The sequence below is a fragment of the Acinetobacter corruptisaponis genome (genome assembly GCF_030053775.1).
Classification (GTDB): Bacteria; Pseudomonadota; Gammaproteobacteria; order Pseudomonadales; family Moraxellaceae; genus Acinetobacter; species Acinetobacter corruptisaponis.
Map to the genome: position 1 here is coordinate 773,402 of NZ_CP125669.1, position 15,580 is coordinate 788,981.

The following is a 15,580-nucleotide window of genomic DNA, read 5'->3' on the forward strand; positions in this document are numbered from 1 at the left end:
CAGTTTAACCGATTGCTAAACGATCCCATAGTTTTTGTAATCTAGTTGGTGAAATAGGCAGCTTTGTTTTCATCGGCTGAGAAAACAAGGAAATTCTGAGTTCTTCCAACATCAAATACAATTCTTTGATTCTAGGATCATTTTTAAATTTAAATACTTTGTCCATCCATGGATCGACATCATCAATTGCAGCAAGGTCACGTTGTAGATTATTGGGCAATCGGTCTAAACGCAATAGCAACGCTTTCAAATAACGCGGGTATTCCTGCCAAATCTCGGCAGGTCGGCTATAAACAAAGTCTGCCAATGACATTAAATCAAGTTGGTCTTCAATGTCATCCACACTTCGACCAAAGATATTCTGGTCCAATACCAGTAACTCACGGCGAATTTTCTGCCATTGGGTAAAGATTTCCGTGATATCAGTTAAGACCTGCTGGCCATTACCCAAGAAATGCTTTTTGGTGTCCATTAATAATTTTTGGAATTCATCCGCATTTTTAGGCAATTCTTGAATCGAAACCTGCAAAGTTGCATAAACCAGCATTTGCTCCAGTCTCGCCCGTTCGCCTAAAGGTGAATAGGCCAAAGCCAGTGGTTTGGAAATCTGTTTTTTCAACTGGCGGATTAAATCGCCCAATTGCATATGCACAAGGCGAATAATTCCTTCACGATGTTGCTTGATGGCCTCATCCTGATCATTAAAGGTTTGAATCACCACACCCGACTCATCTTTGGCATCCAACTCAGCAAAGACTTTTGTGGGAACGAGCGCCTGATATTGCTTGACAATAACACCCGTGACTTTCTGCGATGCCTCAAATACAAAACTTTCTGGAAAAGTCTGGAATTCACCCTTTTGCTGTTTCACAGGGCGATGGGTTTCAACCCGACAACGTGCTTTTAACTCATCCAGATCACGCCCCTGCGCAATCGACTTGCCTTTTTCATCCAGCACTTTAATAAAAGGCACCAGATACTGGTCAATACGTTCAAAAGAAAAATCTTTTTCCGTGATCTGCTCACCACGTAAAGCAAAAGCCAGATAACTAAACAAATGTTCACGTAAATGCGTTGCATCCACGCCTTGCATCAGCTTTCTCGCAGTATCAGGAATCGGCACCAGATTACGGCGTTTATCTTTAGGCAACGCCTTGAGTAAAGCTTCAATCAAGTCCTGACGCCAACCTGGAATACCCCATGACCATTGCTTCTCATCGACCTGTGGTAAAGCCTGCACTGGGATTTTAACTGTTGCTCCATCTTCATCATGGCTTGGATCAAAACGATAACTTGCAGCCAAACGCAATTGCCCATTATGCAAATAATCGGGAAATTGTTGTGTGGTGGGACGATCATTCATCCACAACGCATCATCTTCAACAAACAGATAACGCGGATTTTCTGTTTCTACCGTTGCTCGCCAATCCTCAAAACTACGGCGGCTGGCAATTTCCTCAGGCACTTTCTCTGCATAAAACTGGTAAATGGTTTCTTCATCGACCACCAAGTCACGGCGACGCAACTTATCCTCAACGCGCTCGACTTCTTCAAGTTTCAGTAAGTTATGCTTTAAAAATGGTGGCGTAACACCTAAATTGCCTGTAGTCAGTGCATCACGTAAAAAGATTTCATGTGCCGCGGGTTGATCCACCTTTTCAAAGTTCACTAAACGTTTTGGTTCAATGATCAAACCAAATAGTGAGATTTGGGCATAGGCATTCACAATACCCGCTTTTTTCGACCAGTGCGGTTCAAAATAGTGATATTTCAATAAATCACGTGCCGCCAGCAAAATCCATTCTGGATCAATTTTGGCTAAGGTTCTCAAATACACTTGAGAGGTTTCCACCATCTCAAAAGCCATCACCCAGGCAGTATTGGTCTTATGTAAGGTACTGGCTGGGAACACTTTGGCTTTCTGCTGGCGTACTGCCATAAAGGTGTTACGTTCATCAGTTTTATTGGCAATGAATGAAAGTAAACCTGTTAATAATGCACGATGCAAGTTTTCATAATTGGCACCTTTCTCATTAAAACTAAGTTTTAAATTTTCTGCCAACTCCACCAATTGCTGATGGGTCTGCTTCCACTCACGCAAACGCAACCAGCTTAAGAAATGCTGACGGGCAAATTGACGGCGCTTGTTCTCCGACTGCGTATCTGGACTGGTTTGCAGTGTATTCCAAAGCTTTAAATAGAATAAAAAGTCTGAGTCCGCTTCTTTGAATAAAGCATGCTTTTGATCGGCCTGCATTTGTTTATCGGCAGGACGTTCACGTGGGTCTTGAATCGCCAAGGCACTGACAATAATCAGGGTTTCTTTGAGCACGCCAAAATGTGCCCCTCCAATAATCATACGTGCCAAGCGTGGGTCAATTGGCATACGTGCCATCATCTGACCGACTTTGGTCAGTTCATTCTTGCGCTCGCTGAGTGCACCCAACTCAACCAAGAGTTTACGACCATCATTAACCAAACGAAAATCTGGTGGCTCGATAAAATCAAAATCTTCCAGATTGCCCAGGCCAAGACTTTGCATTTGCAAAATAACTGATGCCAAGTTGGTTCGTTTAATTTCTGGTTCGGTAAACTCAGGACGGCTTAAAAAGTCCTCTTCACTGTATAAACGAATACATACACCTGCCGCAATACGACCACAACGCCCTTTACGTTGATTGGCTGCTGCCTGTGAAATGGCTTCAATCGGTAAACGTTGTACCCGTGAACGATAGTTATAACGGGAGATACGGGAAAAACCGCTATCAATGACATAGCGAATATTCGGAACTGTCAGTGCTGTTTCCGCCACATTGGTCGCAATAATAATGCGTCGTCCTTTGCCACTCGGACTAAAAATCTTTTGCTGTTCAGCCAGTGCCAAACGTGCATATAAAGGCAATACTTCGGTATGACGTGGACCGTGTTTTTGTAAGGTTTCCTGTAACTCGCGAATTTCCTGCTCGGTACTGGCAAAAATCAAAATATCCGCATGTTCAGGATGACCCTTTTCTTCGGCATCAGCAAAGCACTCTTCTACAGCCTGAACAACTGCACGCGGTAAGTTTTCTTCAAAGTCATCAAACTCGTCATCATCACTACCGACAATGCTCATTTCGGAAATTGGACGATAACGCACTTCAACGGGAAAGCTTCGTCCTTCGACCTCGAAAATGGGAGCATCATTAAAGTATTGACTAAAACGATTTACATCCAAGGTCGCGGAAGTCACGATGACTTTTAAATCTGGGCGCTTGGGTAAAAGTTGCTTGAGATAGCCCATGATGAAGTCAATATTGAGTGAACGCTCATGCGCCTCATCAATAATAATGGTGTCGTATTTTGAAAGAAATCGGTCATTGGTCAGCTCAGCCAACAAGATACCATCAGTCATTAAACGAACAATCGAATCCTGCGAACCCTGTTCATTAAAACGGATTTTAAAGCCGATGGATTCACCCAATTTCTCGCCGACCTCTTCGGCAATACGCTGCGAAACACTACGCGCAGCCAGACGACGTGGCTGAGTATGCCCAATCATGCCCGTAAGACCACGACCTGCCAGCATGGCAATCTGCGGTAGCTGAGTCGTTTTACCCGACCCTGTTTCACCTGCCACAATAATAACCTGATGCTTTTGAATCGCTTCGATCAAGCGATCTGCATACTGGGTAACAGGTAAATCCTGATTGAGCTTGATCTTGGGGAGACGTGCAAGACGTTGCTTGACTTTGTGGTTAGACTGTTCAAACAGTTTTTCGATTTCTGCTGGTTGTGTTTTTTTATCTTTGCGCAGTCGATTTAAACGGTGGCGGTCACGTGCCATAACCCATTGATCTACATTTAAATGACTCTGCACTGAACAGCTTTCCTGAAAATAAAATAGTTGGTTATTTTACGCCTTAAAGCCTTGCTATGCAAAGCAACCACATTTGGTTCTTTTCAAAAACATGCACTATTCAATTGATACACAGGGGTACTTTTGCATTTTCTTATTTTTAAACCAAGCAAAACATAGGTAAAAATCTAAGTGTATATCTTGGTTTTTTATATATTTTTAGATTTTTTCAATTTTACCCTTGAATTTTAACAGCATAGACTGCATGTTGTTAGGCACATTAGTTTTTTAGATATTTTGTCATGTTGGCTTCATATCCATGCTGTCAAATGGAGAAATATCTTTGGGTGAAAGTCGAACTTTATTGAGTTATTCAATTTTCCGATTTTAGTCATGTAAAAATACTATTTCCCCAATAACTAAAAATTATTTATTCTAGACCTCGTAAACAAGTAAGGCATTAGCCTCTCAATAAAACCTCAATCATGGAGACAATGATGAGCTTAATTAATACTGAAGTTAAACCATTTAAAGCTGATGCATTCCGTAACGGTGAATTCATTCAAGTCACTGACGCTGATCTTAAAGGAAAATGGTCTGTTCTTATTTTCATGCCTGCCGCATTTACATTCAACTGTCCAACAGAAGTTGAAGATGCTGCTGAAAACTATGCAGAATTCCAAAAAGCTGGTGCAGAAGTTTATATCGTAACAACTGACACCCACTTCTCTCATAAAGTATGGCACGAGACTTCTCCTGCTGTAGGCAAAGCTCAATTCCCATTAATTGGCGATCCTACTCACCAATTAACACGTGCTTTTGATGTGCATATTGAAGAAGCTGGTTTAGCTTTACGTGGTACGTTCATCATTAACCCAGAAGGCGTAATCAAAACTGCTGAAATTCATGACAATGCCATTGCTCGTGATGTATCAGAAACTTTACGTAAGCTTAAGGCTGCTCAATTCGTAGCAAGCCACCCAGGCGAAGTTTGCCCAGCGAAATGGAAAGAAGGTGAAGCGACACTTGCTCCATCTATCGACCTAGTGGGTAAAATCTAATTCTTTAGATTGAATAACCTCGTCAGAAGCCACTCTTTTTAGGGTGGTTTCTTTTTATCTGCCTTTATATAAATTTCTCACTCCTCTCCCCAGCTTGATAGCAAAATTTTTACAATTCTTATACTTATAAATTTATAGCCAAAATCATTTATGAATTGTCAGCATGCCCAAGTTGGAGTACTGTCAAATCATGAGGCAAAAGAGTTTCTTATATGGGCATGGGGCTGTTGACGTTCCATCTATGCATTGCGTTATAGGCTAAAACAACGCAAACGAGGCATGAAACGCAGGGAATGGTAATCCCCTTGTCAAGTTTCATAACGAAGTTTGGGGCGGTTTTAGCCATAACCCTGCGGGACAGGGACATTTTTTGCCGTTACTGCGTTATGTCTTGCTTATTTAGAGTGACTAAGTTTCGCAAAACATGCCTTGTATCGTCTAAAAAATTTCCTCTGTCGCAAACATGGATGAAATGTCAACAGCCCCAAAGATCAAACCAGCAATGAGGGCAAATCTATGGAAAAAACTGTTGTTGTAACCTCTTGGAAATACGATGTTTCTTCACGTTATTTAAAAATATTTTACAATAACGGCTCAGGCGAGCTTTATCATCCCGTTCCCGAATTTATCTACGATAATTTGCTTCGGTGTACCGATAAAACCGCCTTTGTACATAAATATCTTGAGTTTGATCTCCATTTTAAACGACTCTGTATTACAGCCTCCCAATAAAAATCAGCCCGATTGGGCTGATTTTTTGTCATTTTAAGCGGCTTCAATCTGCCCAGCATATTTCTCAAACATTTTTTCTTTCGCCTCTGGATGAATATTCATCTTATTTAAATCACCTTTATAGTGTTCCACCACCCGATCATCCATGATTTTTGACCACCAAGATGGAATAAATGCTGGCAAAATCAAGGCACCATAACCTGCGGGCAACTGTGGTGCATTTTCAAAATGGCGCAGTGTCTGGAAGCTACGCGTTGGGTTGGCATGATGATCAGAATGGCGTTGTAACTGATACAGGAACAAGTTGGTCACCACATTGTTATTGTTCCAGCTATGTTCTGGCAAGGTACGCTCATATTGACCATTGGCTTTCTTTTCACGTTTCAATCCATAGTGTTCAATATAGTTCACTGATTCAAACAATGTAATCGCATAAGCAGCTTGAGTCACTTGAAATGGTACTGAACGCATGCCAAATTTCGTAAACATTGCGGCATGATAAATTGCTGACATTGCCCAGCCATGAATCAGCTCATTTTCCTTACAGAAGAATGGTCGCTTTTTACGCTCTAAACGATTCTTTTCAATTTCAATAGCGGATTTAAAGCTGCCAATGACTGTACGTGGCAGGAATTTCCAGAATGTTTCACCTAATCGGGATGATGCTGGATCTTCTGGCGTTGCCACACGACGGTGATGACCATAGGGATGTTCAATACGGAAATGATTATAACCTGAAGGTGCCAATGCCAAATGTGACAGATACTGTTCAAGCTTTCCTGTTTTATGGCTCAGCTCATGTGCAGTATTAATGCCAATACCATTCACCATCCCCACAGTCGTTCCAAGTAGAACCTGATCGGCAACAGAGGTATTTTTACGGCTTGCCAAATAGGTTCCATAAATATTTGCTGCATACTGTAATGGGATATACAGTTTCACAATACGTGCATAGTATGGATCAGCTTCTAAATCGGCAATTGCATCAATCGGTGGATTTTCAGTATCTTCACCAATGAATTTGTCCAGTGTCGGAATCACACCATGTAAAAATAATGGACCCAGTCCAGCAAAAAATTTCCTGGTTTTCTTCGGGCCAAATTGATAACCCGCCAGCCCACTCATTGCAATTGCGGGTACAGCCAAGCCCAGTAACCACAAATGACGTTTTTTATCCGTGAATGTTGCTGCCTGTTCTACATCGAGTTGAGTATGCATATTCATTAGAAGTTCCTCAATCAAACACAAAATCTCTTGCTTGAACTGATTGTGTTCTTTTGATGCGGGTCTATATTATCATTTTAAGACTTGCTATTATCATTTTAAGACTTTACTGGGTTTTTATTGTGCAGAAGCAGCAAATTCCTGTCATTCCATCACGTTATTATTTACGGCTGATTGAAATTTTAATCGGTACACATCAATACGACCCTCATTTGCTGACAAGCTTAAGGGATGAGCTCGCAAAAACGGAACTTTTATCCATCCAGCAAATTGAACAATTCATCACGGTTGGTTTAAGTCTTCCCAATACGCAGGACCTTGCCTTTGAACTGGGTAAAAATTTAAAGCTCAGCTCACACAGTCTGGTGGGATATGCCTTAATGACCAGCCCAAATCTGGAACATGCCTTAAGACTGATTGCACAGTATTTTAGGCTGATCATGCCCAGCTTTAAGCTCACCATTCAGTTTCCAGCCAATTCACAAAAGGTTGAACTGTTATTTGAACCGATCTTGCAGATGAATAAACAGTGCCTTGCCTTTCATGTTGAAGCCATCGCAGTGGCCTTTTACTACAGCCTACTGGAACTGGCTGAACAGCAACTGCAACGCTATCAGGTTTATTTAAGCATTCCTGAACCTGTGTATCAGGAACGTTATCTACATTTAGTCAAAGCCAACTTTCATTTTAACTATACGTGGATGTCTGGTATCCGTGTCGTGATTGATCAGCAGCAATTGGCACTGCCCTTGCCCTTGGCAGATGCACACAGCTTAAAGGTGGTTGAGCAACGCTGTCAGGAACAAATCCAGAAAATTTACCATCAGGGCGAAATTGTTGAATGGGTCAGCATGATGCTGCGACAGGCCAATCAAGTACCAACCTTAACCGAATGCGCCAAAGTTCTAAATATCTCAACCAAAACCCTGCAACGCTATTTACAGCAACAGGGTGTCGAATTTCAGGCATTAAAACAACAGATTAGCATTGAACGCGCTATCGACCTGTTAGAAAATTCAAGTTTTACCATCACCCATATCGCATATGACTTGGGTTATTCCAATCCTGCTAACTTCACCCGTGCATTTAATAAGGTGATGGGATGTAGTCCACAGCACTATCGCCTGTCCCGATCTAAAACCCAATAGGCGGATTAAGTCTCTTGGATTAATTTAAAACGTGGAACGATCTGTCCATCCTCAAGCTCAACTGTTTCGCTAAACATGCCGAGTGGACGTACCCACATGGAATAATCTCCATATAAGCATTGATACACCACCAGTTCTTCTTCAGTTTCACTATGGCAGGCTACATGAAATACCTGATAAAGCTGTCCTTTGTAGTGTTGATAGATACCACGCTGTAATGTCACGCTATTTTCCTTTAGGTTATGCTATGAAATGATTGCAGTTATATAACAATTTTTAATATATTCAAATTTTTAGATAGAAAAATCTTCAAAATGTTTATACTTCATCTTAAATTCAAAAATCCGATCGAACTCATAAAAACATACTGTTTTACCTATTCAATGGTTTTGCGTACTATAGCCCCATGAAATGAATTTAGCTGACTTGAACTGCTGAGAATTTGGAGATTTGCATGTTAGACCAAAATATTAAAACCCAGTTAAAAGCCTACCTAGAACGTTTAGAAAGTCCAATCGAGTTGGTTGCCGCCTTGGATGATTCTGACAAAGCCGCAAAAATCAAAGAGCTTGTGACTGAAATTGCGGAACTTTCTGACCAGGTTACGGCGCGTTTTGACGGTTCAAACGCTCGCCGTCCTAGTTTCGGTATTGCCAAGGCAGGTGAACAGCCGCGTGTGTTCTTTGCTGGCCTGCCGATGGGACATGAGTTTACTTCCCTGATCTTGGCATTGTTGCAGGTGTCTGGCTATGCGCCGAAAGTGTCAGATGAAGTGCTAAACCAGATCAAGGGTTTAAACCTGACCGCCAACTTTGATGTGTTTGTGTCTTTAAGCTGCCATAACTGTCCAGATGTGGTGCAGGCATTGAACCTGATTGCAATCAACAATCCAAACACCACCGCGACCATGATTGATGGTTCATTCTTTCAACATGAAGTGGAGGAACGCAAAATCCTGGCGGTACCAATGGTGTTTCAGGACAATGAACATATCGGTCAGGGCCGTATGACTTTGGAAGAAATCGTAGCGAAACTGGACACCAACTCAGCCGAAAAAGATGCAGCCAAACTCAATGCCAAAGACGCGTTTGACGTTCTGGTGATTGGTGGTGGCCCTGCAGGTGGTACAGCCGCAATCTATGCAGCACGTAAAGGTATCAAAACAGGCATCGTGGCTGAACGCTTTGGTGGTCAGGTCATGGATACCATGGATATTGAGAACTTTACCACGGTACAAAAAACTGTAGGTCCAAAGTTTGCCCAGGACATGGAAGCGCATGTGCGTGAATATGGTGTGGACATCATGAACCTGCAACGGGTCAGCAAGATCACAGGTGCGGATCAAACCGCCAATGGTCTGGTTGAGGTTGAGCTGGAAAATGGTGCCAAGCTTGAATCGAAAACCATCATCCTTTCAACAGGTGCGCGCTGGAGAGAAATGAATGTGCCAGGTGAGGCTGAATACCGAACCCGTGGTGTTGCGTACTGTCCGCACTGTGATGGCCCACTGTTCAAGGGCAAGCGTGTTGCGGTGATTGGTGGGGGTAACTCAGGTGTTGAGGCTGCAATTGACCTTGCGGGGATTGTGGAGCACGTAACTTTGGTCGAGTTTGACACCAAGCTTCGTGCCGACCAGGTATTGCAGGACAAGCTAAACAGTCTGCCAAACACCACCGTGATCCTGAATGCACTCAGCACAGAAGTGGTTGGTGATGGTTCACAGGTAACGGCATTGAAATACAGGGACCGTGCCACTGAGGTTGAACATACGGTGGAACTTGCAGGGATCTTTGTGCAGATTGGTTTGTTGCCAAACACCGATTTCCTGAAGAACAGTGCGGTTGAGTTGAGCAACCGTGGTGAGGTTGTGATCAATGATCGTAATGAAACCAGTGTCAAGGGTGTATTTGCTGCGGGTGACTGTACCACCGTACCGTACAAGCAAATCATCATTGCCACGGGTGAGGGAGCCAAGGCGTCACTGTCCGCCTTTGACTACATGATTCGCTCTGGTGTGTAACCCCCTCTGAAAAACTTGTGCACGCATTTACATTTTTCATATGTAAGTGCGTGTTTTTACAAGTTATCAACAAATTTTCAACTTTATTCGTCAACGTTTTTATGTTTATATTTTTGCTATCCATATCGTATTGGATGCCACAACGAAAAGGAACGAAAAATGAATAAATTACTTGTTGCATTAGGTCTCGCTGCTACTGTTGCACTTGTAGGCTGTAATAAAGATAAAGCGCCTGAAACAGGTGCAACTACGGGTGAACATTTAGAGCATGCAGCTGAACAGGCTGGTGCTGACATCAAAGACGCAACAGCAACAGCGACTGACAATGTTGCAACTGCGGTTGATAATGCGGGTGATCAAATTGATGCTGCTGCTGATCATACTGCGAGTGCGACTGCTGAAGCTGCTGCAAAAACTGAGGCTGCTGCCCGTGATGCAACCGCAAAAGTTGCTGGTGCGGTAGAGTCAGGCGCTGCTGATGTGAAAGAAAAAGCTCAACAATAAGATTTGTTGATGTAAAAAAGCCTCTGGTCACAGAGGCTTTTTTTATGCGTATAGTGGAATTAAGCCAATAAGCCTTCATCACGCATGGCAATTTGTACAGACTGACGCTCAGCGACCTTGTTGCGCAAGGCAACAATATTTGGATATGGGGTTAAGTCATGTTCGATATGATTTGACCAGTTTGTAATTACAAACAAATAGGCATCTGCTGGGCCAAAATTATCATCCACCAGATAATCACACTCTGATTCAGCCAAATAGTTGTCAATGTATTTCAATAAACGATCAACTTCAGCATAGGCTTTGTTTTTTTCATCATCGGTCAATTTGCCAGTGAAAAACACCGCATAGGCATCATGGAGTTCTGAGTTAAGGTAACCCAGCCATTCAAGTACCTTTGCACGCCCCATGCCTGATGGAGGGATCAAGTCCTGTTTTGGATCGTGCTGTGCCAGAAACGGTAAAATGGCCACATTTTCAGTTAAGATCAAACCTGGGTTGATTTCCAATGCAGGAACATAACCTTTTGGATTGATTTCGTAATAGTCTGCACCTTTTGAAGTTTTATGTGTTTTTAAATCTACCCGTTCTAAATCAAAATCTACATTTATTTCATTTAAAATAATATGGGCTGCCAATGAGCAGGCACCTGGTGAATAATACAACTTCATGTTTGATCCTTGTTATCTAACATTAATGTTTTAAAATGCTTCATCCAAACTTTCAAGCTTTGTTTGTTACTGATTTGCAAAAAAGTATGTTTTTGCACTTTTCAAGCATTTTAAGTTGCCATTGATGTCCTGTTTATAAAAATTCTATCTCGATGTTAAGCGCTAAAGATGACGATACCATGTCAAAATCTCACTAAAAATTTGACTTGATCAACTGAACACTTACAATACGGCATTTCTATATTTATATCTCCAGAATCATGTCAAACGATCAGTTAGAAACGCAAATTACGGAACTCGACAATTTACCTGAGCACCGTGAGATTGTGACGTTTATGCGTCGTTCAGCCCCACTCAATACCTCACAACGCACTGCGCTCGAAGATTATCGTGACTTAATTCTGGAATATCCTGTTGGCGACCTCCGTCATCACTTTGAACAGCCAGAGCGTCCGCTCACTGTGGAAATTGGTTTTGGAATGGGTCGCTCACTGGTGCTTATGGCAAAGGCCAATCCTGAACGTAATTTTGTCGGTATTGAGGTGCACGTTCCTGGTATCGCACAATGTGTTTATGAAGCAGGTATGGCGGGATTAAAGAATTTACGGGTACTGGATGCAGATGCAATTCAGGTACTTCTTGAAATGCCTGACAATAGCATTAACTGCGTACAACTTTATTTCCCTGACCCATGGCAGAAAAAACGTCACTTCAAGCGTCGTTTTGTGATTCATGAGCGCATGCAGTTGGTTGAACAAAAGCTGGAGATGGGTGGTACTTTCCACGCGGCAACCGATTGGGAACCCTATGCGGAATGGATGCTGGATGTGCTGGATAATCGCCCGAATCTGGAAAATTTGGCAGGTAAAGGTCAAAGCTACCCTCGCCCTGACTGGCGACCAGTCACCAAGTTCGAGCGCCGTGGCATCGAGTCGGGTCATAAAATTAATGATTTCCTGTTTAAGAAAATTCATTAAATAACGCCCTTAAAATCTTATATCTGTTCTCATAAATGATTGGGCATGTACAATCCCCTACCCATCTATCAAATTGATTTGTATGGGTTGATTGTAAAGATCCTATCACACAGTATAACGTTTGCTTAATCCCCATTCTGCTAGAATACGACGATACAGGGTTGAGGAACGATCTGCCTCAAAATGGGCTTCAAAACTGATATCGAGTGGCAATTCTTCTGGTTTCTGCGCTTCCACCATCTCCTGATCTTCGGCAAAAATTTGCGCATTAAAGTCATAGACCGCCTGTAAGTCTCCTGTGGTATCAAAATTACGGGTCAACGGCACGAACAAACGGGTTTTGTTATGCGATACAGGACAACAGGCATTTAGGATTTTCAATATATCCTCATTGGGGAAATACACAGTAAGAATGGCTGAAAATGGTGGATAAATATCAAATACCCGTTTCCATAAAAAACCCTCTGGTGCTAAATGCTGCATCCCATGCGGATAGTTACTTACATTGCTAACATATTCAGTATTTAAACCATAAGTTGTTCTTTCAGTTTTATATTTGGGAACTATAGGATTGTCACGATCTGCAAAAGCCTGATGATGTACCCAGGCAAAATGCGCCACATCAATAAAACCCTCAAGTTGACGACCACTCGACCCTGCAATATCTACATACGGCGGTAAAATCGCCTGATGCTCATTACTTTCCCATGTGTCCAACCCAGGAAGATTGGCAAGACTTTCATCTCGTCCCAAAATACTTGTCCAGACCAAACCATATTTTAAAATCACAGGAAATTTGGTCAGCGAAAAACGATCTGAAATTTTGGTCAGTTCAGGTTGTGCAGGAATTTTGGTGCATTTCCCCTCTGCATTGAAATGTAAACCGTGATAGGGACAAATAATGGTTTCACCCTCAACCCAACCTTTACTCAGTGGTACACCACGATGCGGACAAATATCACGAACTAAATGAATGTCACCGCTTTCGGTTTGATAAATCGCCATATTGAGATCAAGTAAAGTGACTTGGTGTGGCTTGCTGCTGACATCTTCAATTCGTGCCACTGGATACCAATGTTGTGCCAATATTTCCCAATCCTGATCATCAAATTGGCTATGACATGGCTTATTTGGAACATTAATTAATGGGATTGCATTCATATTAGACTCACATTTTCGATGCTAGATCATTGATCTTTTTCTATATGCAGTGTGGAGCACATCTTTACTTTCGTCTATTAGAATGATTTATATGAAACATTCTAAAAATTAGAACGCATCAATATTTTTTGTTAGAATCTTTTAGATATGGGCGCATACAATACGCTCCTACCAACACAATTTTGTGTTTGAGAACTTTATTATGAATCTGCCTTTTTCTCGTTTTACTGAATATTTTGTAGTGGTAGCTAAAACAGGCAGCCTGAGAAGAGCAGCCGATCAGCTTTTTATTTCTGTTTCGGCAGTGCATCGTCAGATTGTGCTGGCAGAAGAACAACTCGGCGTAGCCTTGTTTGAACGTTTGCCGAGTGGTTTAAAACTCACATTGGCAGGTGAATTACTGTATGCAGATTTGTTGGGTTGGCAGAAAGATTTTCAACTTACACAAAAACGTTTAAATGAAATTCAGGGCTTGCAACGTGGTTCAATTGATTTCGGCATGATTTCAGCACTGAGCGAAAGTTTTGTCAGTGCTGTAATTCAGTCGATTCATCAACAATATTCATGGATTAATTTTAATATTCGAGTATTGGACAGTGAAAGCGTTGCTGATCTGGTCATCAATGCGGAACTGGACTTTGGCTTAATTTTAAACCCGAAACATCAGCATCAACTGCATATCAATGCCTTTGTGGAAATGCCGCTTGGTTTCGTGATTCCAAAACAAAATCCTTTGGCTCACAAAGATAAAATTTATTTTTCCGATACAATTGAATTTAATCATATTATTCCAGCCGCCCCCTTAATTATTCATGATCATGTCACTGCTTTATATAAGAAGCATGACTTTAATCCACTGCATAAAATCAAATGTAATGATATTCGGATGATGATTTCATTGCTGAGACAGAATCTTGGAATTGGTATTATGAGTTATTTGGATGTCTATCCTCTTATTGAAAGTGGTGAATTTGAGTTTCGAGCAATCAATGAACAAGGGCTGCATCCAATTACGCTGGCGTTATGTGTTGCACCAAAACGGCAACTTTCCCGAATTTCTCAAATCATGATGAATCAAATCGTTGAAGAAATGGAAGCACTAAAATTGTGCATGATTAAAAATATTTATTAAAGAATTGAATAAACGCACCAAAACAAAACAATTAAATATTTGATTTTATTATATTTATAAATTGACACCCAATAGTGCAATCAAGTATTTTGATGTGAAGTTTCACATTTTAATGATTCAGATACTGCTATGAGTTGCTCAGATAAAGAGATCGATTTAACCACAAATTATCCTCGAGATATGGTCGGTTATGCCAATCATCCACCACATGCACAATGGCCCAATCAAGCCAAAATTGCGGTGCAATTCGTGCTAAATTATGAGGAAGGTGGTGAAAAGCATATCCTGCATGGGGATGCAGGTTCAGAACAGTTTTTATCGGAAATTAGTGGTGCAGAAAGTTATGCAGCGCGCCATTTATCTATGGATTCGTTGTATGAATATGGTTCACGAGTAGGCTTTTGGCGCATTCAACAAGAGTTTGCTAAACGTAATTTACCGATAACAATTTTTGCAGTAGCGATGGCGTTACAGCGCAATCCTTTGGTGGTCGAAGCCATTAAGCAACACAATTATGATGTGGTGTCACATGGTTTACGTTGGATTCATTATCAAAATGTCGATATTGAAACTGAAAAAGCACATATGGCAGAAGCCATGCAGATTTTAAAGGATTTGTTTGGACAATATCCTACAGGTTGGTATACAGGGCGTGATAGCCCCAACACTCGTCAATTATTGGCTGACTATGATCATGTACAATATGACAGTGATTATTATGGTGACGATTTGCCGTTCTGGACAACTTTAATTAAGGAAAATGGTGAAACTCGCCCGCATCTGATTATTCCCTATACTTTAGATACCAATGATATGAAGTTTGCTTCACCGACAGGCTTTAATCGGAGTGAGGATTTTTTTGAGTATCTCAAAGATGCTTTTGATGTGCTGTATGCCGAAGGTGCAACTTCACCCAAAATGTTGTCGATTGGCATGCACTGTCGAATTTTGGGTCGCCCTGCTCGTTTTAAAGCCTTACAAAAATTTCTGGATTATGTGCAAAATCATGATCGGGTCTGGATTTGTACTCGTCAGCAAATTGCAGAGCATTGGATGAAATATCATCCTGATCAAGGTATATAATTATATAACTCACATAAATTTTTCTAACC

Annotated in this window: 13 protein-coding genes; 8 read left to right on the forward strand and 5 right to left on the reverse strand. The window is 41.5% G+C overall.

The annotated features are described in order from the left end of the window. Window positions 1–4: 4 nt before the first annotated feature. Entirely contained in the window at window positions 5–3,859 is a 3,855-nt protein-coding gene (hrpA, locus tag QLH32_RS03870; protein ID WP_283268182.1) for an ATP-dependent RNA helicase HrpA, read from the reverse strand. Window positions 3,860–4,335: 476 nt separating this feature from the next. Between hrpA and ahpC the strand changes: the two genes are divergently transcribed. Together ahpC and QLH32_RS03880 are read left to right on the forward strand one after the other, a co-directional pair. Next, window positions 4,336–4,899, forward strand: a complete 564-nt coding sequence (gene ahpC / locus QLH32_RS03875) for an alkyl hydroperoxide reductase subunit C (protein WP_267979812.1) — start codon at window positions 4,336–4,338, stop codon at window positions 4,897–4,899. A gap of 516 nt (window positions 4,900–5,415) precedes the next feature. Continuing rightward, window positions 5,416–5,631 carry a KTSC domain-containing protein gene (locus QLH32_RS03880; RefSeq protein ID WP_267979814.1) on the forward strand — a complete coding sequence of 72 codons (216 nt, stop codon included), beginning with the start codon at window positions 5,416–5,418 and terminating at the stop codon, window positions 5,629–5,631. Between the two features lie 33 nt (window positions 5,632–5,664). On the opposite strand, the gene QLH32_RS03885 is transcribed toward QLH32_RS03880, so the two are convergent. Beyond that, window positions 5,665–6,855, reverse strand: coding sequence for an alkane 1-monooxygenase (locus tag QLH32_RS03885; protein ID WP_283268185.1), 1,191 nt, complete (start codon window positions 6,853–6,855; stop codon window positions 5,665–5,667). Window positions 6,856–6,977: 122 nt separating this feature from the next. Here QLH32_RS03885 and QLH32_RS03890 point away from each other — a divergent pair, with 122 nt between their 5' ends. Continuing rightward, entirely contained in the window at window positions 6,978–8,003 is a 1,026-nt protein-coding gene (locus QLH32_RS03890; RefSeq protein ID WP_283268186.1) for an AraC family transcriptional regulator, read from the forward strand. Between the two features lie 5 nt (window positions 8,004–8,008). Here the strand turns inward: QLH32_RS03890 and QLH32_RS03895 are convergent, their stop codons facing one another. Continuing rightward, a complete protein-coding gene (locus tag QLH32_RS03895; protein WP_283268187.1) occupies window positions 8,009–8,227 on the reverse strand; it encodes a DUF1653 domain-containing protein in 219 nt (72 codons plus the stop codon). Between the two features lie 230 nt (window positions 8,228–8,457). Here QLH32_RS03895 and ahpF point away from each other — a divergent pair, with 230 nt between their 5' ends. Together ahpF and QLH32_RS03905 are read left to right on the forward strand one after the other, a co-directional pair. Beyond that, window positions 8,458–10,023: an alkyl hydroperoxide reductase subunit F gene (gene ahpF, locus QLH32_RS03900; RefSeq protein ID WP_283268042.1), complete on the forward strand. Its 1,566-nt coding sequence runs from the start codon at window positions 8,458–8,460 to the stop codon at window positions 10,021–10,023. 159 nt (window positions 10,024–10,182) lie between these two features. Further along, a complete protein-coding gene (locus tag QLH32_RS03905) occupies window positions 10,183–10,527 on the forward strand; it encodes a hypothetical protein (RefSeq protein ID WP_267979819.1) in 345 nt (114 codons plus the stop codon). Between the two features lie 59 nt (window positions 10,528–10,586). Here QLH32_RS03905 and QLH32_RS03910 read toward each other — a convergent pair whose 3' ends face one another. Continuing rightward, window positions 10,587–11,198, reverse strand: coding sequence for a glutathione binding-like protein (locus QLH32_RS03910; protein ID WP_267979820.1), 612 nt, complete (start codon window positions 11,196–11,198; stop codon window positions 10,587–10,589). 260 nt (window positions 11,199–11,458) lie between these two features. Here QLH32_RS03910 and trmB point away from each other — a divergent pair, with 260 nt between their 5' ends. Continuing rightward, a complete protein-coding gene (gene trmB / locus QLH32_RS03915; RefSeq protein ID WP_283268189.1) occupies window positions 11,459–12,175 on the forward strand; it encodes a tRNA (guanosine(46)-N7)-methyltransferase TrmB in 717 nt (238 codons plus the stop codon). 105 nt (window positions 12,176–12,280) lie between these two features. Here trmB and QLH32_RS03920 read toward each other — a convergent pair whose 3' ends face one another. Further along, window positions 12,281–13,336: an aromatic ring-hydroxylating oxygenase subunit alpha gene (locus QLH32_RS03920; protein ID WP_283268190.1), complete on the reverse strand. Its 1,056-nt coding sequence runs from the start codon at window positions 13,334–13,336 to the stop codon at window positions 12,281–12,283. Between the two features lie 202 nt (window positions 13,337–13,538). On the opposite strand from QLH32_RS03920, the gene QLH32_RS03925 reads away from it, so the two are divergent. Together QLH32_RS03925 and puuE are read left to right on the forward strand one after the other, a co-directional pair. Then, window positions 13,539–14,468: a LysR family transcriptional regulator gene (locus tag QLH32_RS03925; RefSeq protein WP_283268191.1), complete on the forward strand. Its 930-nt coding sequence runs from the start codon at window positions 13,539–13,541 to the stop codon at window positions 14,466–14,468. Between the two features lie 129 nt (window positions 14,469–14,597). After that, window positions 14,598–15,551, forward strand: coding sequence for an allantoinase PuuE (gene puuE / locus QLH32_RS03930; protein ID WP_283268192.1), 954 nt, complete (start codon window positions 14,598–14,600; stop codon window positions 15,549–15,551). Window positions 15,552–15,580: the final 29 nt, after the last annotated feature.